Raw genomic sequence first — 21,086 nt, forward strand, 5'->3', positions numbered from 1 at the left:
ATGTCCTGGCGCGATTTCTGGAACGGCGAACATTCCATCTACGTCTCGCCGCGCCACAAGGCGCTGCACTACCACGCCATAGCAAGCGACGTGATCGCACATGTTCCCGCGCCCGACGCCGTCGTGCTCGACCATGGCTGCGGCGAGGCGCTCGATGCGGCACGCGTCGCCTCGGCCTGCGGCAGGCTCTATCTTTGCGAAGCTGCGCCCACCGTGCGTGACAAACTGCGCGCCCAGTTCGGCCGCAAGGTCAACATCACGGTCGTCTCCCCCGAAGAGGTCGAGGCTCTGCCGGAGGCTTCGCTCGATCTCGTCGTCGCCAATTCGCTGGTCCAGTATCTGTCCCGCGACGAATTGAAGGCGCTGCTCGAAACCTGGCGCAGCAAGCTCAGGCCCGGCGGCAAGCTGGTGATAGCGGACGTCATTCCGCCCGACGTCAGCCCGCTCACTGATGCCTCGCAGCTTCTCGGCTTCGCCTGGCGCGGCGGCTTCCTGATGGCGGCGCTCGCAGGCCTCATCCGCACCGCCTTTTCGGACTACCGGAAGCTCAGGGCGCAATACGGGCTGTCGACCTACACCCCGGACGCCATCTCCGAACTGATCGGTGAGGCCGGCTTCGCCGACCTGCAGCGGCCCGCGAATTTCGGCCACAACCCGCACCGGATGACGTTCAAGGCGACGAAGCCCACCTGATCGAAATAGGTCGCGCATCCATTACGGCAAGAATGCTGACTTATACTAAAGTTCCGCTAGGGGAGCGCGCAAAGTAGCTTGATTTGGCGGAGCGAACGTGGCTCTGAGCGCGGCTTGCCCCAAAGGCGTGAGAGCTCCGTGCAGGATCAGTTCAACTGTCCCTATTGCGACGCCACGCTCAATGCGGGCGTCCTGTCCTGCCGTTGCTGCGGGCGTGACCTGACGCCGATCCTTCCCCTGCTGCGTCGCCTCGGTGCTCTGGAGGAGCGGCTCGCGGCCTTCGAGAAGCGTGCCGAAGAGGACCGCGCCGCACTGGCTGCAAGACCCGTTGCAGCCCTGGAACCTGCAGCATCCGAGAAGGTGGACGCGCCTGAGCCTGCCCCGCCGACCGCCCATTCCGTAGCGCGCCGCCGCTACTGGGTGTTGCCCTTCGGCCTGACTTTGCTGCTGCTGGCCTATTGCGCGATCGTCCTTTGGCTCGACCTGCCGCTCTGGGCGCTGCGCCTCGCCTCGATCGCGATCCCCTTCATCACCGGCATGCTCTATTTCGGGCTTCGCCCGCGGCTGATCGCCTTCGATATCGGCATCGCCATCGGTTTCGCGATTTTTTCCGTCGTGACCATGAACGCATTGCTCGGTTGGCACGACAATATACCGCTCCTTCCGCAAGGGCTGGCAGCTTGGCGCGAGACTTCGTTCTATGCGCTGAGCATCGGCGCCTCCATGTTCTCGGGGATGTTGCTGCGCGTGACGCAGGCTGCGCTCGCCGCGCGGGGCCTCGTCTCGCTGCCGGAACTGCGGAAGGGGCTGCTGGCCGTGCATGGCAAGGTGCCGATGGAAACGCTGAAAACCATCGAAACCACCATCCTGATGGCCGGTACCATCATTTCTGCCATCGCCGGCCTCATCGCCGGAATCTTGGGAGTGAAATAGGGACGATGATGAAGACTGTGCTCATCCCGCACATTCTGCGTGTTGTTCTCGCCGCCGCTGCGATGTCGACGACGGCACACGCCGCCGAACCGGTTCAGCTCATCACCCGTGAGGAAGCGGGCTTGCCGACCACAGCCAAGGCCCCAGCCAGCACGCGCAACCTCACCCGCGGCCCCAGCATCGACACCTTGCCGACGCCCGACAAGGGTGTTGACGGCAAGCCTTTCCGGCTGGCCGTTCGCTTCATGCCGAGCAACGGCGTACCGATCGATCCGGCGACCGTGCGCGTCTTCTATCGCCGCCAGCCTCCGGTCGACATCACCGAGCGGATCAAGCCTTTCATCACGCCGGCTGGAATCGACGCGCCCTCAGTCCTCGTCCCCAGCGGAAGCCACATCATCGAGATCGAGGCGACCGACAAGGAAGGCCGCATCGGCCGCCGCCAGCTCACGCTGACGGTCGCCCCGCAGCAGTGAGGAAAACGACCGGGCGGCGTGCCGTCAGGCCGCCCGGTCGGCGAAGCTGAAGAATTTGTGACCGAGGAACGAGAACACCATCACCACGCCGGTGGTGACGATCTGCATCGGCAGATAGGGCAAGCCAGCCCTCGTCACGAAGAAATGCATCAGGATTCCGGTGAGCACGAAGCCGCCGGCTGCGATCAGGGCGAAGCGCCACCCCGCTTGCGCATGGGTGCGCGTGGCGTCGAAGGTCATCCAGCGGTTCAGCGTATAGGAAACCAGCGCGCCGACGACGAAGCCGGCGAGCGTCGCCGGAACAGGATCGATCCGGCCGAGCTCGACGAGCCCGATCAGCACGCCGTAATGCGCGACCGCGGTGAGCCCGCCGGCGACGACATAGGCCATGAGCTGGCGGAACTGGCGCGGATAGCGGCGAAACGGCATCCGCGCTTCCTAGATCATGGACAGCGCGGGGCGAACGATTTTTTCGCCCCGCGCTGCTTCACGAATTATCCGGCGTCGCTGCCGGCAAGGTTGGCGGGCATGCCGCCGACCGGCATATCGAGCCCCTGCTTCAACGTGTGGAGATGATATTCGCGGATGCGCGCGTTCGTCGGGTCGCTGACGAAGGCGCTGCCCCCGATCACGGCGAGACTCGGCGTTGGCGTCTTCGCCGCGTAGGCACAGTCGAAGGCCGGGACCGCGTCGAAGGAGGCGATTTCCTTCCAGGCGGGCCCGACCTCGTAGATCCTGAGCTTGCCGTCCGGCGTCAGATTGGCGAGCCGGCTGCCATTGCTGCTGAGCTCGAACTGGCAGACAGCCTGCTCGCCCGGCACCGGCAGCACATCCTCGGCGGAGAGCGCCTTCGCTTGGGGATCGATCCGGAGCAGCGCGTCATAGGGCGCCTTCAACCCGTAATTGCCGACGAGATGGCGTCCGCCTTCGCGGGACTTGAGCGCGCTGCTGCGCCGTTCGTCGGGATAGGCGAGCTTCCGCGCGCTCCAACCGTCTGCGGCGCCCTTCCCGGCTTTGGACAGCACCAGCAAACCGCCGCCCTCGCCCTCGGCGCAGCCGAAGACATGGCGCCCGCCGCGCGCCGGCGCATAGCCGTGATAGAGCTTGCAGGAAGCTTCCGCTCGCGCCGGGTCGTTGAAGCCTGCGACACGCTTCCAGCCGCCATCGTTCTGTGACGCTCGGCCCTGCTCGAGGATCTCGAAGCCGTTGGGACGTGGCGAGGCGCTGCGGTCATCGCCCTTGGCATAGGCGGGGTTGGGCACCGAGATCAGCCATTGCCGCGCTCCGAGCGGCACGGCAATGCCATGCTGCGGCGCCGGGCTCGGCCAGATCGTGACCTCGGGTTCCGGCTTGGCCAGGGCGTCGATGGCGAGCATCACCACCTTGGGCTCGCTCTTGCCTTCCCAGGGACGTAAGCCGTCATAGAACAGCGCGAGCTGCCCATGGCCCGAAATGACATGGGCAGGCCGGTCCCCTTTCGTCGAGAAGTCGAGGAGCTTCGGCTCGGCCTTGTCGATATCGACATGGTCGCCATGCGACTCGGCGATCAGCCCGGTGTCGAGGATGCCCAGCGTCCCCGCGTCGTCTCCCGTCTTGACCACGACGTAGCGCCCGCCGGAAACCGCGGCGAAACCCGGATTGGCTTTTGGCACGTCGAAGCTATGCGTGACCTCGCCGCTGTCGAGGTCGAGGATGCGGACGACCGCTTTTTCGTGGTCGGCGAAGACGAGCCGCCCGCGTAGCACCGCATGGTCATGCGCAAGGGCCGCGGACGCGAGCAGGCAGCCGACGAGGCCGAAGCCGGCCGCAACGAGGCGAGACGAAGACAAGGGAAAACTCCACTCATTATGCAATGATATAACATTGCACAACAACCACCGACACCTCAACTCGCTTCTGCGGCGAGCGGTGGACAAATCCCGCCCCCCCTGCGGCGCTTCGGACCGCGCTCCCTGGGTTTCAGCCGAACCGTGTCAGGCCCGCACCTCGAAGACCATGTTGAACGGCGTCTCGGTCGCCCGGCGGAAATGCGAGAAGCCCGCATCCATCGCGACCTTCCGCAGCCGCATCTCGCCGGCCTGCGCGCCGAGGCCGAGCCCGACCTCCTGCGAAAGCGAGGCTGGCGTGCAGATCATGGTGGACGCGCCGTAGAAGATCCGCCCGACCGGGTTCAGATTGTCCTTGAGATGGTCGTGCGCGAAGGGTTCGACGATCATCCAGCTGCCGTCCCGCGCCAGCGACTCCCGCACATGCTTCCCCGCGCCGACCGGATCGCCCATGTCGTGCAGGCAGTCGAACATCGTCACGAGGTCGTATTTCCGCTCGGGGAAGTCCTTCGCGGAGGCACGCTCGAAGACGATGCGGTCGGCAACGCCCGCCTTCTCCGCCGCCTCGCGCGCCCGCTCGATCGAAGGCCCGTGATAGTCGAAGCCATAGAAGCGCGATTGCGGATAGGCCTGCGCCATCAGGATGGTGGAGGAGCCGTGCCCGCAGCCGACGTCGGCGACGGTCGCGCCCTGCATCAGCTTGGCCTGGACACCGTCCAGCGCCGGAATCCACTCCGCGGTCAGATGCGCGTTGTAGCCGGGCCGGAAGAAGCGCTCGGTTCCCCGGAACAGGCATTTGCTGTGCTCGTGCCAGCCGAGGCCCGAGCCGGTTCGGAAGGCCTCCTCGACCTTCGGCTCGTCGACCCACATCGACTGCACGATCTCGAAGGCACCGGCGAAGAAGGCGGGGCTGTCGTCTTCGGCGAAGGCCATGGCCTGTTCCGGCGAGAGGCTGAAGCTGTCGCTGCCTTCGTCATAGTCGACATAGCCGGCCGACGCCTGGCCGGCGAGCCATTCGCGCACATAGCGCTCCTTGAAGCCGGTCTTCTCCGCCAGTTGCCGGGAGGTGACGGGCTCGCCGTCGCCCATCGCCTTGTAGAGGCCGAGCTGGTCGCCCAGCACGATCAGGGCGCCAGTGACGGAGGCTCCGACGTCACCGACGAGACGCCCCACCAGGGCATCGAGTTTCTGAGGGTCAGCAGCACGCATGGCCATGCTCCTCGGGTTCGGGCGTGGCCGGTGCCGTGTCGCGATCCGGCTCGACGCCATCGCGGAAGAGAGGACGCTAAACCTGCGCCGGACGCTGTCAACGGGGCGAAGTCGAACCCTGCGTCTCGTCGCCGCCTGAAAGCCATTCGGGACCGAGCCGCGGCAGGTTCGGGTCACGCCGCGCGGTCTCGATCACGCTGTCGATCAGCCCGGGAAAGCGCTGGTTCAGCTCGTCGCGCCGGATGCTGAGATAGCGCGACGTTCCCTCCACCCGCATGCGGGTGATGCCTGCCTCGCGCAGCTTGGCGAAGTGGTAGGACAGCAGCGAAGGCGAGGCGAAGGCGGTGAAATGGCTGCAGCGCGCCTTGTCGACCTCGCTGACATCGGCGAGCGCGACGAGGATGCCGAGCCGTATCGGATCCGCCAGCGCCGCGAACACGTCGGCGGGGGCGACATCCTCGATATCGGGGTGGAAGACCGGCTTCATCGCCTCCGAAATAGGCGATGAAGCCGCCGCTGACAATATTCAACATTCATTGAAATTATCCTTGCGGGCAGCGAGCGGCGCTCTTAAAATTCAACGATCATTGAAATTTTGAAGCTTGCCTTCGAAACAGCGATCATCCGCAAGGATCATTCCCATGGATACGCGTCTTCTTTCCCTCGCCGGCGGCGCCTTCGCCATCGGCACGGGCAGCCTGATCGTCACCGGCATCCTGCCCCACCTCGCCAACGGCCTGAGCGTTTCTGTCGACACCGCCGGCCTGCTCATCTCGATCTTCGCCCTCGCCTATGCGATCGGCTCGCCGATCCTCTCCACCGTGCTCGGCGATGCCGACCGCAAGGCGGTGCTGGTTGGTGCGATGACGGTGTTCGGCCTCGCCAATCTCGGCGCCGCCTTCGCCAGCGATTTCTGGGTGGTGATGGCCGCCCGGATCGTGATGGCGCTCTCGGCGGGCGTCTTCATGCCGGCGGCGAACGCAGTCGCCGTCGCGGTCTCCGCGCCGGAGCGGCGCGGCCGCGCCATCGCACTGGTCACCGGCGGTATGACGGTCTCGCTGATTCTCGGCATCCCGATCGGCACGGCCGTGGTCGGCTTCGGCGGCTGGCACCTTGCCTTCCTGATCGTGACGCTGTTCAGCGCGTTGTCTCTGGCGGGCCTTCTCGTCAAGCTGCCCAAGGGCCTGCCGCACAGCACGAACACGCTACGCGAGCGCCTTCAGGTCGCGGGGCGCAGCGACGTGCTGCTGGCGCTGGCAACAACGATGCTTTGGACCACCGGCGCCTTCGTTCTCTACACCTATATCGCGCCCTTCCTGACCAACCATGCCGGTCTCGCCGGCCCCTGGCTCGCCGCGGCACTCGTCGTTTCCGGCATCGGCTCGGCCATCGGCAACCAGCTCGGCGGCATCGCGAGCGACCGCTTCGGCCCGGAGCGGACGCTGACCGTCGTGCTGACCGTGCTGGCCGCGGCGCTGCTCACCGCCTCGCTGATCGCCGTCAACCTGCCGCCTGCAGTTGCGATCTACCCGATCCCCTTCGTGCTGCTGGTCTGGAGCGCGGCGGGTTGGGCGGGGCACCCCTCGCAGATGTCGCGCCTCGCGGCGATGGCACCGGACGCGGCCGTGGTCGCGCTCTCGCTGAACGCCTCGGCACTGTATTTCGGCATCGCGGCCGGCGCGGCGCTGGGCCAGCAGGTCATGCGCCACGCCGGCACCTGGCCGCTCGGCTTCGTCGGCGCCGCCTGCGAGATTGCGGCCCTCGCCGTGCTCTTCGTCGCCATGCGACGCAAGCGCCAGCTGGACCGCTCCTTGCTGCGGCCACTGGAGATCGACCTCGCAGCCCCCGCGGCACGGCCTGTGCGTTGAGTGAAGGCGGAAGCGCTTTTAGCTTCCTTCCGCCGCCTTGCCCGTCTATAGCGAGCGCCTAGCATTCATTCAGACGTTCGCCAGGCCTCCGCTCGCCCGATCGGACCGGCCTTGCGCGCGCCCGCAAGACCGGTCGAGATCATGCCCAAGCGCACAGACATCAAGTCCATCCTGATCATCGGCGCCGGCCCCATCATCATCGGACAGGCCTGCGAGTTCGACTATTCCGGCACCCAGGCCTGCAAGACGCTGAAGGCCGAGGGCTACCGCATCATCCTGGTCAACTCGAATCCGGCGACGATCATGACCGATCCGGACCTGGCCGATGCGACCTATGTCGAGCCGATCACGCCCGAGATCGTCGCCAAGATCATCGAAAAGGAGCGCCCCGACGCGCTGCTGCCGACCATGGGCGGCCAGACCGCGCTGAACTGCGCGCTCTCGCTGAAGAAGATGGGCGTGCTGGAGAAGTTCAACGTCGAGATGATCGGTGCCACGGCCGAGGCCATCGACAAGGCCGAGGACCGCGAGCTCTTCCGCGAGGCAATGACCAAGATCGGCCTCGACACCCCGCGCTCGCATCACATCAAGACGCTCGGCCAGGCGCTCGACGCGCTCGAGGATATCGGCCTTCCCGCGATCATCCGCCCGTCCTTCACCATGGGCGGCACCGGCGGCGGCATCGCCTACAACAAGGGCGAGTTCATCGACATCGTCGAGCGCGGCATCGACGCCTCCCCGACCAGCGAGGTCCTCATCGAGGAGAGCGTGCTGGGCTGGAAGGAATACGAGATGGAGGTTGTCCGCGACAAGAAGGACAACTGCATCATCGTCTGCTCGATCGAGAACTTCGATCCGATGGGCGTCCATACCGGCGATTCGATCACCGTCGCCCCGGCCCTGACGCTGACCGACAAGGAATACCAGATCATGCGCGACGCCTCGCTGGCGGTGCTGCGCGAGATCGGCGTCGAGACCGGCGGCTCGAACGTACAGTTCGCGATCGACCCGGCCACCGGCCGCATGATCGTCATCGAGATGAACCCGCGCGTCTCGCGTTCGTCTGCCTTGGCGTCCAAAGCCACCGGCTTCCCGATCGCCAAGGTCGCGGCGCGCCTCGCCGTCGGCTACACGCTCGACGAGATCGAGAACGACATCACCGGCGGGGCGACACCGGCCTCCTTCGAGCCGACGATCGACTATGTCGTCACCAAGATCCCGCGCTTCGCCTTCGAGAAGTTCCCGGGTTCCGAGCCAACGCTGACGACCGCGATGAAGTCGGTCGGCGAGGCCATGGCGATCGGCCGCACCTTCCAGGAATCGCTGCAGAAGGCGCTGCGCTCGCTGGAAACGGGCCTTGACGGGCTCGACGAGATCGAGATCGAGGGCTTCGGCCATGGCGACGACCGCAACGCCATCAAGGCCGCGATCTCGACGCCGACGCCGGACCGCATCCTCCACGTCGCCCAGGCCATGCGCTTTGGCTTCAGCGACGAGGAGATCCACGAGAGCTGCAAGATCGATCCCTGGTTCCTCGCCCAGATGCGCGGCATCGTCGAGACCGAGGAGAAGATCCGCAAGTTCGGCCTGCCGCAGACGCCCGGCGCCTTCCGCCAGATCAAGGCGATGGGCTTCTCGGACAAGCGCCTCGCCGCGGTTGCGGGCAAGACCGAGGCCGAGGTCAGGGCGCTGCGCAAGTCGCTCGACGTTCGCCCCGTCTACAAGCGCATCGACACCTGCGCGGCGGAGTTCGCCTCGCCGACCGCCTACATGTATTCGAGCTATGCCATGCCTTTCGCCGGCAAGACGGCGGACGAGGCCAATCCTTCCGATCGCAAGAAGGTCGTCATCCTCGGCGGCGGTCCGAACCGCATCGGCCAGGGCATCGAGTTCGACTATTGCTGCTGCCATGCCTGCTACGCGCTGCGCGACGCCGGCTACGAGACCATCATGATCAACTGCAACCCGGAGACGGTCTCGACCGACTACGACACCTCCGACCGGCTCTATTTCGAGCCGCTGACCGCCGAGGACGTACTCGAGATCCTCGAGACCGAGAAGCAGAACGGCACGCTACACGGCGTCATCGTCCAGTTCGGCGGCCAGACCCCGCTGAAGCTCGCGAACGCGCTGGAAGAGGCGGGCATCCCGATCCTCGGCACTTCGCCTGACGCGATCGACCTCGCGGAAGACCGGGACCGCTTCAAGCGCCTGCTCGACAAGCTGCATCTCAAGCAACCGAAGAACGGCATCGCCTACTCGGTCGAGCAGTCCCGCATCATTGCCGGCGAACTCGGGTTGCCCTTCGTCGTTCGCCCCTCCTACGTGCTCGGCGGACGCGCCATGGCCATCATCCGCGACGAGGTGATGTTCGAGGACTACCTGCTAGGCACCCTGCCCTCGCTGATCCCCTCCGAGGTCAAGGCCAAGTATCCGAACGACAAGACGGGCCAGATCAACACCGTCCTCGGCAAGAACCCGCTGCTGTTCGACCGCTATCTTTCGGACGCGATCGAGGTCGATGTCGACTGCCTGGCGGACGGCAAGGACGCCTTCATCGCCGGCATCATGGAGCATATCGAGGAAGCCGGCATCCACTCCGGCGATTCGGCCTGCTCGCTGCCACCGCGTTCGCTCTCGGCCGAGACCATCGCGGAACTGGAGCGCCAGACTAAGGCGATGGCGCTCGCGCTCGATGTCGGCGGCCTGATGAACGTGCAATACGCCATCAAGGACGGCGAGATCTACGTCCTCGAGGTCAATCCGCGCGCCTCGCGCACCGTGCCCTTCGTCGCCAAGGTCATCGGGCAGCCGATCGCCAAGATCGCGGCCCGCATCATGGCCGGCGAGCCGCTGGCGGGCTTCGGCCTGAAGCCGGCGGTGCTCGACCATGTCGGCGTCAAGGAAGCGGTCTTCCCCTTCGCGCGCTTCCCCGGCGTCGATGTCCTGCTCGGGCCGGAGATGCGCTCGACCGGCGAGGTCATCGGCCTCGACCGCTCCTTCGACACCGCCTTCGCCAAGAGCCAGCTCGGCGCCGGCTCCAAGGTGCCGGTCAAGGGCACGGTCTTCGTCTCGGTGCGTGACGACGACAAGCCGCGCATCGTCCCCTCCGTGCGCATCCTCGCCGATCTCGGCTTCCGTATCGTCGCGACCGGCGGCACGCTGCGCCTGCTGCAGGAACAGGGCATCGACGCAGCGCGGATCAACAAGGTTCTGGAAGGTCGGCCGCATGTCGTCGACGCGATCAAGAACGGCGAGATCCAGCTGATCTTCAACACCACAGAGGGTCCACAGGCGCTTGCGGATTCCCGTTCGCTCCGTCGAACAGCCCTCTTGCACAAGGTGCCCTATTATACCACCTTGGCCGGAGCGATCGCTGCCGCGGAGGGCATCAAGGCCTATTGCAGCGGCGATCTCGAAGTACGATCGTTGCAGTCATACTTCGAACGCGCGGCCTGAGAGGCCGTTCGCGGCGAAGTTCAAAAATTGAGCGGAAGCGCGGAAACACCGACGGTCACTTTGCCGCCGGTGGGCCGCGCTTTCGGAGCTTGTGGGACGGAAAGAATGGAAAAGGTTCCGATGACCGCGGGCGGCTTCGCCGCCCTGGAGGCCGAGCTGAAGGACCGCCAGCAGGTCCAGCGCCAGCGCATCATCACCGCGATCGCCGAAGCGCGCGCGCTGGGTGATCTCTCCGAGAACGCGGAATATCACGCGGCCAAGGAAGCGCAGTCGCTCAACGAAGGCCGGATCATGGAACTCGAATCGCTGATCGGCCGCGCCGACATCATCGATGTCAGCAAGCTCGGCGGCGACACGATCAAGTTCGGCGCCACCGTCAAGCTGATCGACGACGATACCGAGGAAGAGAAGAGCTACCAGATCGTCGGCGAGCCGGAATCGGACGTCAGGTCCGGCAAGGTCTCGATCGGCTCGCCGATCGCGCGCGCGCTGATCGGCAAGAAGGTCGGCGATTCCGTCCAGGTCAACACGCCCGGCGGCGGCAAATCCTACGAGGTCGTTAGCGTCGACTTCCGCTGAGCTCAGCATCTCCGCAGACAGCACCATGTTCGCCCTGGTGGCGAGCATTTGTGTTTCGGGCGCGGCCGGTGATGAACGAGCACGGAGATGTTCGGGGCGAACCCGGCGTGGCGACGCCGGGCGTCACCCCATCAAGACGATCTTCACCGCCTTGATGATACCGTCCACAGCCACGCTCGCCAGGATAAGCCCCATCACCCGGCTGATGACGCTCGCACCCGCATTGCCGATGACGGCGATGATGCGCGAAGCGCAGAACAGCAATCCGAGCAGGACGGCGAAGATAATCGCAATCTGAACCACAGTCTCGGCCTGTTCGGCGATGCTGAATCTCGAATTGTCGGTGATGGTCATCACGGTCAGCATCGCGCCGGGGCTGGCGATGCTCGGGATTGCCAGTGGATAGACCGCCTTCTCGAGGTCTGAGGAGCGCAGAAGCTTCTGATCCTCCTCAAGTTTCGATTCGCCGAAGATCATCGTCAGCGCGAATAGGAACAGCACGATGTTCCCGGCGATCTGGAAGGAGCTCAGCTCGATATCCATTGCCGTCAGCAGGATCTGGCCGAGCACGACGAAAAACAGCAGCACGAGGAAGGCGACGAGCGATCCCTGAATGGCGATACGCCGCGCCGCTGCAGCGCTGAGCCCGGCCGTGACCGCCAGGAACACCGGCAGGGTGCCGATCGGATCGATCACCACCCAGAGCTTCACGAATTCCGTCAACCAGCGTTCCATCGAATCCCCCGCGTCTGGCGCCCCATAGAGCATGCCCGGTCGATAGCGGATATGCGGCCGCCCCCCCCGACACATCTTGGCAACCAAGATCGAGGGAAAATGAGGCGCGGGCCTGCTGCCATGGACTATCGCAGCCGCGCACCTACATTGAAGCGGCAAGCATTTGGAGACCCCGGCCATGATGACGCGTCGACTGTTTCTCGCTTCCTCGCTCGGCGCCGCGGCGTTGGCTCTGGTGCCCGGCATCGCCTCCGCTCAGACCGTGCCGATCGGCTCGATCAAGATCCAGTTCTCGCCAACCGTGACCCAGGCCTGGGGCGAAAATGTTGCGATCGTGAAGAGCGAGCTCGAACGCACGCTCATCGACCTGCTCGGCCCGTCGCTGCAGCGCGGCGCCGGCACGATCCTCGTCGTCAACGTCAGCAGCATCTGGCTGGCGAGCTATGCCGGCGGCGGCGGCGGCGGCAAGCCGTCCGATGGCGGGGCTTCCAATGACTATCTGGAAAGCATCGCGACGCTCTACGATCGCAAAGGCCGCGAGCTTGCAAGTTATCCGATCATGTCGACGGAACTCTCCGGCGGCGCCGGCGCCTGGTATCGGCCGGACGTCGATCAGCTTCGCCTGAAGGCGCTCGCCCGCAACAACGCCTACTGGATCAAGCGCTACGTCGGCTGAATGCAGATCGTTCGGAGCATTCTTGAGCTCTGAGGCACTGCCAACGGCGTCTCGAAGGAGGCTCCGGAGCCAGCTGAATCATCCTGCGGAGTAGCCGAAGGTTGCGTCTTGAAGGATGCGGGGCTGGATGCTCGGAAGCCGCTCAGCCGAAGGGCACGATCGGCTCGTCCTTGACCCGGTCGAGGGCGAGCGCGGTGCGGACGTTGCGGACATTCGGCATGGCCGTCAGTTCCCCGACGAAATCCTGGAAGGCCTTCAGGTCCGGCGCCACGCATTTCAGCGCGAAATCGATGTCCCCCGAGAGCGTCCAGCATTCGCGCACCGTAGCCCATTCGCGGATACGGCCCTGAAACGCAGCGAGATCGGCTTCGGCCTGGCTCGCCAGATGCACGAAAGCGAAGCAAACCACCTCGTAGCCCAGCTTTCGTTCGTCGAGATCGGCATGGTAGCCGCGGATCAGCCCGGCTTCCTCAAGCGCCCTGACGCGGCGCAGGCAGGGCGGCGGCGAAATGCCGACGCGGCTGGCGAGCTCGACATTGGTCATGCGCCCATCGGCCTGGAGCTCGCGCAGGATGCGCAGGTCGATATCGTCGAGTTTCGGACGCACGAAGATCCCCGAAGGCAAAGTATCCTCAAAGAAAAGCCGGGCTGGTGTAGACGGCAGCGACGGGCGATACAAGGCGCATGCCGCAGACGCAGACAGCCATGCACGAAAATCCGACGCCGACCGTCTGGGTCCTGAGCGACGGCAAGGCCGGCGACGAGTTGCAGTGCCTCGGCGTGGCCGAGCGGCTGGGTGCCGCCCCGGAAATCCGCCGGGTGAAGCCGCGCAAGCCATGGGCCTGGCTGATGCCGCGCGGCCCGATCGATCCACGCGAGGCGCCGGACCGGCCGGGAAGCCCCCTCAGCCCGCCCTTTCCGGAGGTCGCGATCGCCTCGGGACGGCGCGCCGTCGCCTATCTGCGGACGCTGAAGAAGGTCTCGAACGGCGCGACCTATACCGTTTTCCTCAAGGACCCGCGCACCGGCCCCGCCGCCGCGGACCTGATCTGGGTTGCCGGGCATGACCGGCTGCGCGGCGACAATGTCCTCGTCACCACCACATCCCCTCACCGCCTGACACCGCAGAAGCTGGCCGCCGCGCGCGCTGCTCCGCCCGCGGCGATCGCCGGCCTGCCAAGGCCGCGCGTCGCGGTGCTGGTCGGCGGTGACAGCCGCCATCACCGCTTCACGCCGGCCGATATCGAGCGCTTCGCCGGGCAGCTCGACGCGTTGGCACGGTCGGGCGCGTCCCTGATGGGCTCGCCCTCCCGGCGCACCTCCCCCGCACTGGCTGCCGCCGTCGCAACCGTCTTCGCCCGTCACGGCGGCTGGTGGTGGGACGGTTCGGGCGAGAACCCCTATCTCGCCCTGCTCGCCAATGCCGATGCCATCGTCGCAACCGCCGATTCCACCAACATGATCGGCGAGGCCACCGCGACGGGCGCACCGATCCTGGTGTTCGAGCCGCAAGGCGGTCACCCCAAGATCGCGGCGCTGATCCATGCGCTGGAGCGCGAGGGCGTTGTGCATCGCTTCTGTGGACGCCTTGAAGGCGAGGGCTACCAGCCGATAGACTCCACGCCCGTCATCGCCGATGCGATACGGCAGGGCTGGCAGCGCCACCGGGCCGTTTTGGGGCTGGGCGCGGCTTGAGCCCGATGGCTCTTGTTTCGGCGCCGCGCCGCCGTATCTGACGGATCGAAGCCGCGGCGCCCGGCCGCAGGAGAGGAATTGAGACGATGGCCCACACCCACGCCCGCGTCATGATCGTCGGCTCCGGCCCGGCCGGCTACACCGCGGCGATCTACGCCGCCCGCGCCATGATGGAGCCGGTGCTGATCTCCGGCATGCAGGCCGGCGGCCAGTTGATGATCACCACCGATGTCGAGAATTACCCCGGCTTCGCCGACGTGATCCAGGGTCCCTGGCTGATGGAGCAGATGCGCGCCCAGGCCGAGCACATGGGCACGAAGATGGTCTCCGACCACATCGCCCGCGTCGACCTCTCGCAGCGCCCCTTCCGCCTTTGGGGCGATGGCGGGGAGACCTATTCCTGCGACGCGCTGATCATCGCGACCGGCGCCCAGGCCAAATGGCTCGGCCTCCCCTCGGAGCAGGCCTTCCAGGGCTTCGGCGTCTCGGCCTGCGCGACCTGCGACGGCTTCTTCTTCCGGAACAAGGAGGTCGTGGTCGTCGGCGGCGGCAACACTGCGGTCGAGGAGGCGCTCTACCTCGCCAACCTCGCGAGCAAGGTCACGCTGGTCCATCGCCGCGACAGCCTGCGCGCCGAGCGCGTGATGCAGGAGCGCCTGTTCAGGCATCCGAAGATCGAAGTGGTCTGGGACAGCGCCATCGCCGAGATCTGTGGCGGCACGCAGCCGCCGAACGTCACCCATCTGCGCCTGACCAATACCAAGACCGGCGTGGCGAGCGAGCTGAAGGCCGACGGCGTCTTCATTGCCATCGGCCACAAGCCGGCGACCGAACTCTTCGCCGACCAGCTCACGATGCGCGAATCGGGCTACATCGATGTCGAGCCCGGCACGACCCGGACGAACGTTCCGGGCGTCTTCGCGGCCGGCGACGTCACCGACGAGCACTATCGTCAGGCGGTCACGGCGGCCGGCCTGGGTTGCATGGCCGCCCTCGATGCAGAGCGTTGGCTCGCTGCGAGCGAGCTCGACCAGCGAGAAGCGGCTGAATAGCCGCTTTTTCCGTACTCATCACCGAATCTGATGGGACGTGTAACCAGATTAAGTACGGATAATGGGCGACATTTGTCACACGGACATTGACGCACCGCCTCTTTATCCCCCATCATGCAAAAAACGCATAGCGGGGGAAGCGCGGTGGATTGGGACCGCATTAGAATCTTTTATACGGTCGCGGAGTCAGGCAGTTTTACCAAAGCTGGCGATGTTCTGGGCTTGAGTCAATCGGCCGTCAGCCGGCAGATCGGGGCGCTTGAGCGGGAGCTGCGCGCGCCGCTGTTCCATCGGCATACGCGCGGTCTGATCCTCACGGAACAGGGCGAATTGCTCTGGCGCGCGGCTCGCGAGATGACGCAGCGCCTGGAGCGGACCCGCTCGCAGCTTTCGGAGACGCGCGAGCACCCTTCCGGCGAGCTCAAGGTCACCGCGACGCGGGGCCTCGGCGGCCACTGGCTGACCCCGCGCCTCGCCGAGTTCATGGATCTCTATCCGGACATCCGGGTCGAGCTCATCCTCACGGATGAGGAACTCGACCTGTCGATGCGCGAGGCCGACATCGCGATCCGCCTGCGCCAGCCGCAGCAGCCGGACCTGATCCAGCGCAAGCTCTTCACGGTGCACTTCCACGTCTACGCTTCGCCTGCCTATGTGAAGCGCTTCGGCGAGCCGAAGACCTATGACGACCTGGACAACCACCGCATCCTGTCCTTCGGCGGCACCTCGCCCTCCTATCTGACGGCGGTGCACTGGCTGGGCACGATGGGGCGCGACCAGCGCAACCCGCGGCCGATCCACCTGACGGTGAACAACATCACCGCGATGAAGCGTGCGGTGGATTCGGGGGCCGGCATCGCGGTGCTGCCCGACTATCTGATCGAGACCGGCTCCCCTCTCGTGCAGCTGATGCGCGAGACCGAGATGCCGCAGCTCGAAAGCTATCTGGTCTATCCGGAAGAAATGAAGTCGGTCGCCCGCGTCCAGGTCTTCCGCGACTTCCTGATCCAGAAGGCCCAACGCTGGACCTACTGACAGCAGGCCTGCCTCTTCTTCGATATCGCAGTTGAATCGGGCGCCTACGGCGCCCGTTTTCAATTCTGGCGGTTTTGTGACCAGGGCAGCGCAATCCCTGCGCAAATCCGCACATCGAGAACCACGGATAACCGCCAAAAGAGCGAAAACACCCCGTTCAACGACTTAAAATTGTACCCGCAAGCGAAGCGAACGTGCAATGAGTGCATATTTCTCAATCATTTAGGCTCAAATTCGTACCATTTGCCACTATCTCATGCAGATAACGCATGGCGGACCCAAACTATGCTGCATTGCAAAACGGCAGGTGATGCCCGATATTGCACTCACGGTTGTTCGGAACGGGCTCCGCAATCTCCTCCCGGCGTTGAGTTCGTTTCAGCCGTTCCCCTCTGAGATGTTTGGCGGTTTCGCCAGATGTTTCAAACTTTCAAGGCCGGCTCCCCTCGGGGACGCCGGCCCTTTTTTTGCCCCGCCACTGGCCCGCAAAAAGGCGCCGCCCGGAAAGGCGACGCCTGCGATGGAAGTTCGCGGGAAGCGCCTGCCCCGTCAGGCCGCGAGCTTGGCGGCGATCCCGGTGAACTGATCGAGGAAGCCCTGCAGGAAGGCGCGCGTGCCTTCATTGGCGATGTTGTGCTCGGCGTCGATCAGGCCGTCCTTGAAGGTGATGAAGACCTGCCCGCCAACCACGACGCCGGCAAGGTTGGTCAGGATCATGCGCAGCTCCTGTTGCGACACGGCAGTACCGACCACGCCGGCGCTGGTGCCCGTCACGGCCACCGTCTTGTTGGCCCAGGAATTCCGGCCATAGGGCCGCGACGCCCAGTCGATGGCGTTTTTGAGCACGGCGGGGATCGAGCGGTTGTGTTCCGGCGTCACGATCAGGATCGCGTCTGCCGCCTCGATCTCGCGTTTCAGCCGGAGCGTCGACTCCGGCCGCTCGGCCTCAAGATCCTGGTTGAACATCGGCAGGTCGTCGATCTGGACGAAGGACGCGTCGAAAGCGTTCGCTCCCAGCTTCACCAGCGCCTGGGCGAGCTTACGATTGATCGAGTCGCGACGATTGCTGCCCACGATGACGGCGAGCTTGAGTTTGGCCATGATATCTCTCGAAGAAGCGTGGAAATGCCCGAACAGTAGCGGCCCCTGTGCGCGCCTCGCAAGCGACCTCGCTGCAAACGCGCTATTGCGCGATTTCAAGGAAAACAGGTGATTGCGCGGCTCAGCGTCGGGCAGGCCGTGCCGCAAGCGGCAGCGCCCCGAACAGGCCGGGCTCGGCGCTCGTGCGCGCCTTCTCGATCGTCAGGATCCTGAGCTTGGTCTCGACGCCGCCATCGGCCGAGAAGCCGCCAGTCTTGCCGCCTGCAGCCAGCACGCGGTGGCAGGGCACGATGATCGGCCAGGGATTCTGGCCGAGTGCGACGCCGACGGCCCGCGCCGCGCCGGGCTCGCCGATGCGCTGCGCCACCTCGCCATAGGTCAATGTCTCGCCCGGCGGGATGGAGAGCGCAACCTCGTAGACTTTGCGGTTGAAGTCGGAGACCATCTCAAGCGCGACCGGCAGATGGGCGAGATCGCGCTTCTCCCCATCGAACAGCGCCCGGATGCCGGCCACGGCCTCGGCGACGAACCCGGTCGCCCCGGCCTCGTCAGCCTCCGGATAGCGCCGCGCCAGCCGTTTGTGCGCCGTATCCTCGTCGCGTTCGGGCAATTGCGCGCCGATGAAGCGCTCGCCCTCCCAGACCAGCGCACAGATGCCGATCGCGGTGTCGAAGAGATGGAAATGCTGGGTGGCCATGGGCGTTTCGTGCCGTTCCAACTGCATGGTGGCTTCACGCTACCACGGCCCGGTGCGGCTTGGGCACCCGAAACCTGTTCCTCTCACATGAACAGGCGCTCGTTCTCCATCCCCTTGTAGAGCCCGGCAACCTGCTCGCCATAGCCATTGTAGATCAGCGTCGGGCGCCGGTCGCGCGAGCCCAGCACCTGCTCACTCGCCTGGCTCCAGCGCGGATGCGGCACGGCCGGGTTCACATTCGCCCAGAAGCCGTATTCGGAAGCCTGTAGTCCCTCCCAGAAGGTCTTCGGCCGCTCGGCGACAAAACTGATCTTGCGGATCGATTTCACCGACTTGAAGCCGTATTTCCACGGCGTGATCAGCCGGATCGGCGCGCCATGCTGCGTCGGCAATGGCTTGCCGTAGATGCCGGTCACCAAAAGCGGCAGCTCGCTGGTCGCCTCCGCGATCGTCAGCCCCTCGGTATAGGGCCAGGGATACCAGCGCTGCCCCTGGCCGGGAGCGACGCGCGGGTTCAGGAATGTCTCGAAGCGGATGTATTTCGCGCCCGAGAGCGGCTTGGCCAGCGCCACGAAGGATGCGAGCGGGATGCCGGTCCACGGCACCGCCATCGCCCAGGCCTCGACGCAGCGGAAACGGTAGAGCCGCTCTTCCAGCGGAAGCTTGCGCACGAGGTCGTCGAAGCCGATTTCGAAAGGCTTTTCGACCAGACCGTCGACCTGGATCGACCAGGGCCGCGTCGCCAACCGCTGCGAGGCGTCGACGATGTCCTTCGACATGCCGAACTCGTAGAAGTTGTTGTAGTTCGCCGCGTCCTCCGCCTTGGTCAGCGGCACGTCGAGCTTGTAGGCGTCGTTGCGCTTGGCCGGGTAAAGGTCGAGCGTCGGATCGGGCGTGTCCGCTGCCGCAAGGCCAGGCCAGGCTGCCCCCGCGATCAATCCCGCTCCTGCGCTCATCAACTGGCGGCGGTTGAGAAACACGCTCTCCGGCGTGGCCTGGCTTTCCGGCATTTCCCAGCCGGCACGGCGCTTGATCAGCATGACGGACATACTCCGCTTCGTTGGGCCCGTTAGGCCACGAAAGCGAGGTCACGGCAATTCACGAGGGGGAGAGGCGCGAGATCAACCTCCGTCATGCTCGCCCTTGTGGCGAGCATCCACGACTTAAACACGACGCCCGACCAGCGGAGACGCGGATGGTCGGGACAAGCCCGACCATGACGCCTGAACTGAAATCAGCCCCGCGCTTCAAGCGCCTTGATGATCGCAGCGCCCATCTCGCTGGTCGAGACGGCGTTGGCGCCCGGCGCAGCGATGTCCTTGGTGCGGGTGCCGGAACCCAGCACATCGGAAATCGCGCCTTCAAGCCGGTCGGCCGCCTCGCCTGCGCCGAAGGAATAGCGCAGCGCCATGGCGAAGGAGCCGATCATCGCGATCGGGTTGGCGAGGCCCTTGCCGGCGATGTCCGGCGCCGAGCCATGGACGGGCTCGTAGAGCGCCTTGCGCTTGCCCGTTGCCGGGTCCTCGGCGCCGAGCGAAGCCGAAGGCAGCATGCCGAGCGAACCGGTCAGCATCGCCGCGACGTCGGAGAGGATGTCGCCGAAGAGGTTGTCGCAGACGATGACATCGTACTGCTTCGGCCAGCGCACCAGCTGCATGGCGCAGTTGTCGGCGAGCACATGCTCGAGCTCGACATCCCCGTACTCGGCGGCGTGCAGCGCGGTGACCGTCTGCTTCCAGAGCACGCCGGTCTTCATGACGTTGTGCTTCTCGGCGGAGGAGACCTTGTTGCGGCGGGTGCGCGCCAGCTCGAAGGCGACGCGCGAGATGCGCTCGATTTCCGGCGTGGTGTAGAGCTGGGTGTCGACGCCGCGCTTGGAGCCGTCCTCGAGCGTGACGATCTCCTTCGGCTCGCCGAAATAGACGCCGCCGGTGAGTTCGCGCACGATCAGGATGTCGAGGCCTTCGACCACCTCCGGCTTGAGCGAGGAGGCCGAGGCCAGCGCCGGGTAGCAGATCGCGGGGCGCAGGTTGGCGAACAGGCCGAGTTCCTTGCGCAGGCGCAGCAGGCCGGCTTCCGGACGATGCTGATAGGGCACATCGGCCCATTTCGGGCCGCCGACCGCGCCGAAGAGCACGGCGTCGGCGTCCTGGGCGAGCTTCATGTCGCCCTCGGAGATCGCAGCCTTGTGCGCGTCATAGGCCGCGCCGCCGACCAGACCCTTCTCGATCTCGAACGAGGCGAGGCCCTGCTTGCCGAACCAGGACACGATCCGCTCGACCTGGCCCATCACCTCGGGGCCGATGCCGTCGCCGGGGAGCAGCAGGAGCTTGTGGGTCGCCATGATCGTCGCCTCGCCTTGTCGCGTGTTTGCGTTGGCGGGGTGATTACGAGCGAGTGGCGACACACGCAAGCGCCGCGATGCAGCCCTGCCCTGTGCGGGCTAAGCGCCGCTTGAAAAACTCTCCGAGCCCTCATCTTGAGGAGCGCCGCAGGCGCGTCTCGAAGGATGTTTCAGGAGGCTCGGAAGACATCTGGAGCATCCTTTCGAGACGCCGCTGCGCGGCTCCTCAGGATGAGGCTGAGGGCTTTCCAACAGCCTCTAAACGGCTTCAGGTCTTAGGCAGCCTTGCCGTGACCTCGATCTCGACCTTCATCTCCGGCTTTAGAAGCCCGGCGACGACATAGATGCCGGCCGCGGGCCTGATCTCACGGAAGAACTCGCCGCAGACCGTGAGAACCGGTTCGCAATAGCTGCGGTCGGTGACGAAGTACTGCGCCCGCACAGCCTGCGACAGCGACGATCCCGCTTCCTCCAGCACGGAGCTTATCGTGCGGAAGATGTTGCGCGCCTGCTCGGCCGCATCCTCCGGCAGCGTCATGGTCGCGTAATTGTAACCCGTCGTACCGGAAACGAAGACGAGATCCCCGTCGATGACGGCGCGCGAATAGCCGAAAGAACGCTCGAAGGGCGAGCCGGTGGAAATGAGGCGGCGCATGGGGTTCTCCGAATGAAACACCGGTCATCCCAGGCGACCGAAGGGAGACCCGG

The 21,086-nt window shown here is 65.5% G+C and carries 21 protein-coding genes; 10 read left to right on the forward strand and 11 right to left on the reverse strand.

The window, feature by feature from the left end:
* The 3 genes from AC1DIN_RS02425 to AC1DIN_RS02435 all read left to right on the forward strand — a co-directional run bounded on the left by AC1DIN_RS02425 (position 1) and on the right by AC1DIN_RS02435 (position 2,102).
* Positions 1–693, forward strand: coding sequence for a class I SAM-dependent methyltransferase (locus tag AC1DIN_RS02425; RefSeq protein ID WP_441469770.1), 693 nt, complete (start codon positions 1–3; stop codon positions 691–693).
* Between the two features lie 138 nt (positions 694–831).
* Positions 832–1,626 (forward strand): hypothetical protein, encoded by a 795-nt coding sequence (locus AC1DIN_RS02430; protein ID WP_476808540.1) that lies wholly within the window; start codon positions 832–834, stop codon positions 1,624–1,626.
* 5 nt (positions 1,627–1,631) lie between these two features.
* A complete protein-coding gene (locus tag AC1DIN_RS02435) occupies positions 1,632–2,102 on the forward strand; it encodes a hypothetical protein (protein WP_476808541.1) in 471 nt (156 codons plus the stop codon).
* A 24-nt stretch (positions 2,103–2,126) separates the two neighbouring features.
* Here the strand turns inward: AC1DIN_RS02435 and AC1DIN_RS02440 are convergent, their stop codons facing one another.
* From AC1DIN_RS02440 to AC1DIN_RS02455, 4 genes are all read right to left on the reverse strand, one after another.
* The gene (locus tag AC1DIN_RS02440; protein WP_441469773.1) at positions 2,127–2,531 is read right to left on the reverse strand and encodes a GtrA family protein; all 405 of its coding nucleotides are present in this window, start codon (positions 2,529–2,531) and stop codon (positions 2,127–2,129) included.
* 65 nt (positions 2,532–2,596) lie between these two features.
* Positions 2,597–3,931 carry a hypothetical protein gene (locus tag AC1DIN_RS02445; protein WP_476808542.1) on the reverse strand — a complete coding sequence of 445 codons (1,335 nt, stop codon included), beginning with the start codon at positions 3,929–3,931 and terminating at the stop codon, positions 2,597–2,599.
* A 144-nt stretch (positions 3,932–4,075) separates the two neighbouring features.
* On the reverse strand, positions 4,076–5,137 hold the full coding sequence (locus AC1DIN_RS02450; RefSeq protein WP_441469775.1) for a class I SAM-dependent methyltransferase: 1,062 nt from the start codon (positions 5,135–5,137) through the stop codon (positions 4,076–4,078).
* A gap of 97 nt (positions 5,138–5,234) precedes the next feature.
* The gene (locus AC1DIN_RS02455) at positions 5,235–5,624 is read right to left on the reverse strand and encodes an ArsR/SmtB family transcription factor (RefSeq protein WP_476808543.1); all 390 of its coding nucleotides are present in this window, start codon (positions 5,622–5,624) and stop codon (positions 5,235–5,237) included.
* A 154-nt stretch (positions 5,625–5,778) separates the two neighbouring features.
* On the opposite strand from AC1DIN_RS02455, the gene AC1DIN_RS02460 reads away from it, so the two are divergent.
* The 3 genes from AC1DIN_RS02460 (at position 5,779) to greA (ending at position 11,043) form a co-directional block, all read left to right on the forward strand.
* Positions 5,779–7,005 carry an MFS transporter gene (locus AC1DIN_RS02460; RefSeq protein ID WP_476808544.1) on the forward strand — a complete coding sequence of 409 codons (1,227 nt, stop codon included), beginning with the start codon at positions 5,779–5,781 and terminating at the stop codon, positions 7,003–7,005.
* Between the two features lie 141 nt (positions 7,006–7,146).
* Positions 7,147–10,464 (forward strand): carbamoyl-phosphate synthase large subunit, encoded by a 3,318-nt coding sequence (carB, locus tag AC1DIN_RS02465; RefSeq protein WP_441469778.1) that lies wholly within the window; start codon positions 7,147–7,149, stop codon positions 10,462–10,464.
* A gap of 105 nt (positions 10,465–10,569) precedes the next feature.
* Complete coding sequence (gene greA / locus AC1DIN_RS02470) at positions 10,570–11,043, forward strand: transcription elongation factor GreA (RefSeq protein WP_441469779.1); 474 nt, start codon at positions 10,570–10,572, stop codon at positions 11,041–11,043.
* A gap of 123 nt (positions 11,044–11,166) precedes the next feature.
* On the opposite strand, the gene AC1DIN_RS02475 is transcribed toward greA, so the two are convergent.
* Positions 11,167–11,778, reverse strand: a complete 612-nt coding sequence (locus tag AC1DIN_RS02475) for a MarC family protein (protein WP_476808545.1) — start codon at positions 11,776–11,778, stop codon at positions 11,167–11,169.
* Between the two features lie 178 nt (positions 11,779–11,956).
* On the opposite strand from AC1DIN_RS02475, the gene AC1DIN_RS02480 reads away from it, so the two are divergent.
* Positions 11,957–12,454: a hypothetical protein gene (locus AC1DIN_RS02480; RefSeq protein WP_476808546.1), complete on the forward strand. Its 498-nt coding sequence runs from the start codon at positions 11,957–11,959 to the stop codon at positions 12,452–12,454.
* A 142-nt stretch (positions 12,455–12,596) separates the two neighbouring features.
* Here the strand turns inward: AC1DIN_RS02480 and AC1DIN_RS02485 are convergent, their stop codons facing one another.
* Entirely contained in the window at positions 12,597–13,061 is a 465-nt protein-coding gene (locus tag AC1DIN_RS02485; RefSeq protein ID WP_441469782.1) for an Lrp/AsnC family transcriptional regulator, read from the reverse strand.
* 98 nt (positions 13,062–13,159) lie between these two features.
* Here AC1DIN_RS02485 and AC1DIN_RS02490 point away from each other — a divergent pair, with 98 nt between their 5' ends.
* The 3 genes from AC1DIN_RS02490 to AC1DIN_RS02500 all read left to right on the forward strand — a co-directional run bounded on the left by AC1DIN_RS02490 (position 13,160) and on the right by AC1DIN_RS02500 (position 16,236).
* Positions 13,160–14,149 (forward strand): mitochondrial fission ELM1 family protein, encoded by a 990-nt coding sequence (locus AC1DIN_RS02490; protein ID WP_476808547.1) that lies wholly within the window; start codon positions 13,160–13,162, stop codon positions 14,147–14,149.
* Between the two features lie 86 nt (positions 14,150–14,235).
* Positions 14,236–15,201 (forward strand): thioredoxin-disulfide reductase, encoded by a 966-nt coding sequence (gene trxB, locus AC1DIN_RS02495; RefSeq protein WP_476808548.1) that lies wholly within the window; start codon positions 14,236–14,238, stop codon positions 15,199–15,201.
* A 144-nt stretch (positions 15,202–15,345) separates the two neighbouring features.
* The gene (locus AC1DIN_RS02500; protein WP_149133170.1) at positions 15,346–16,236 is read left to right on the forward strand and encodes a LysR family transcriptional regulator; all 891 of its coding nucleotides are present in this window, start codon (positions 15,346–15,348) and stop codon (positions 16,234–16,236) included.
* A 549-nt stretch (positions 16,237–16,785) separates the two neighbouring features.
* Here AC1DIN_RS02500 and AC1DIN_RS02505 read toward each other — a convergent pair.
* The 5 genes from AC1DIN_RS02505 to AC1DIN_RS02525 all read right to left on the reverse strand — a co-directional run bounded on the left by AC1DIN_RS02505 (position 16,786) and on the right by AC1DIN_RS02525 (position 21,033).
* Positions 16,786–17,337: an NADPH-dependent FMN reductase gene (locus tag AC1DIN_RS02505; protein WP_476808549.1), complete on the reverse strand. Its 552-nt coding sequence runs from the start codon at positions 17,335–17,337 to the stop codon at positions 16,786–16,788.
* A 121-nt stretch (positions 17,338–17,458) separates the two neighbouring features.
* Positions 17,459–18,034: a methylated-DNA--[protein]-cysteine S-methyltransferase gene (locus tag AC1DIN_RS02510; protein ID WP_476808550.1), complete on the reverse strand. Its 576-nt coding sequence runs from the start codon at positions 18,032–18,034 to the stop codon at positions 17,459–17,461.
* An 83-nt stretch (positions 18,035–18,117) separates the two neighbouring features.
* Positions 18,118–19,074, reverse strand: a complete 957-nt coding sequence (gene msrP / locus AC1DIN_RS02515) for a protein-methionine-sulfoxide reductase catalytic subunit MsrP (protein WP_476808551.1) — start codon at positions 19,072–19,074, stop codon at positions 18,118–18,120.
* A gap of 194 nt (positions 19,075–19,268) precedes the next feature.
* On the reverse strand, positions 19,269–20,378 hold the full coding sequence (gene leuB / locus AC1DIN_RS02520; protein ID WP_476808552.1) for a 3-isopropylmalate dehydrogenase: 1,110 nt from the start codon (positions 20,376–20,378) through the stop codon (positions 19,269–19,271).
* A gap of 268 nt (positions 20,379–20,646) precedes the next feature.
* Complete coding sequence (locus tag AC1DIN_RS02525; protein ID WP_441469789.1) at positions 20,647–21,033, reverse strand: RidA family protein; 387 nt, start codon at positions 21,031–21,033, stop codon at positions 20,647–20,649.
* Between the last annotated feature and the right edge of the window lie 53 nt (positions 21,034–21,086).

The organism is Allobosea sp. 05T438 (assembly GCF_056396025.1).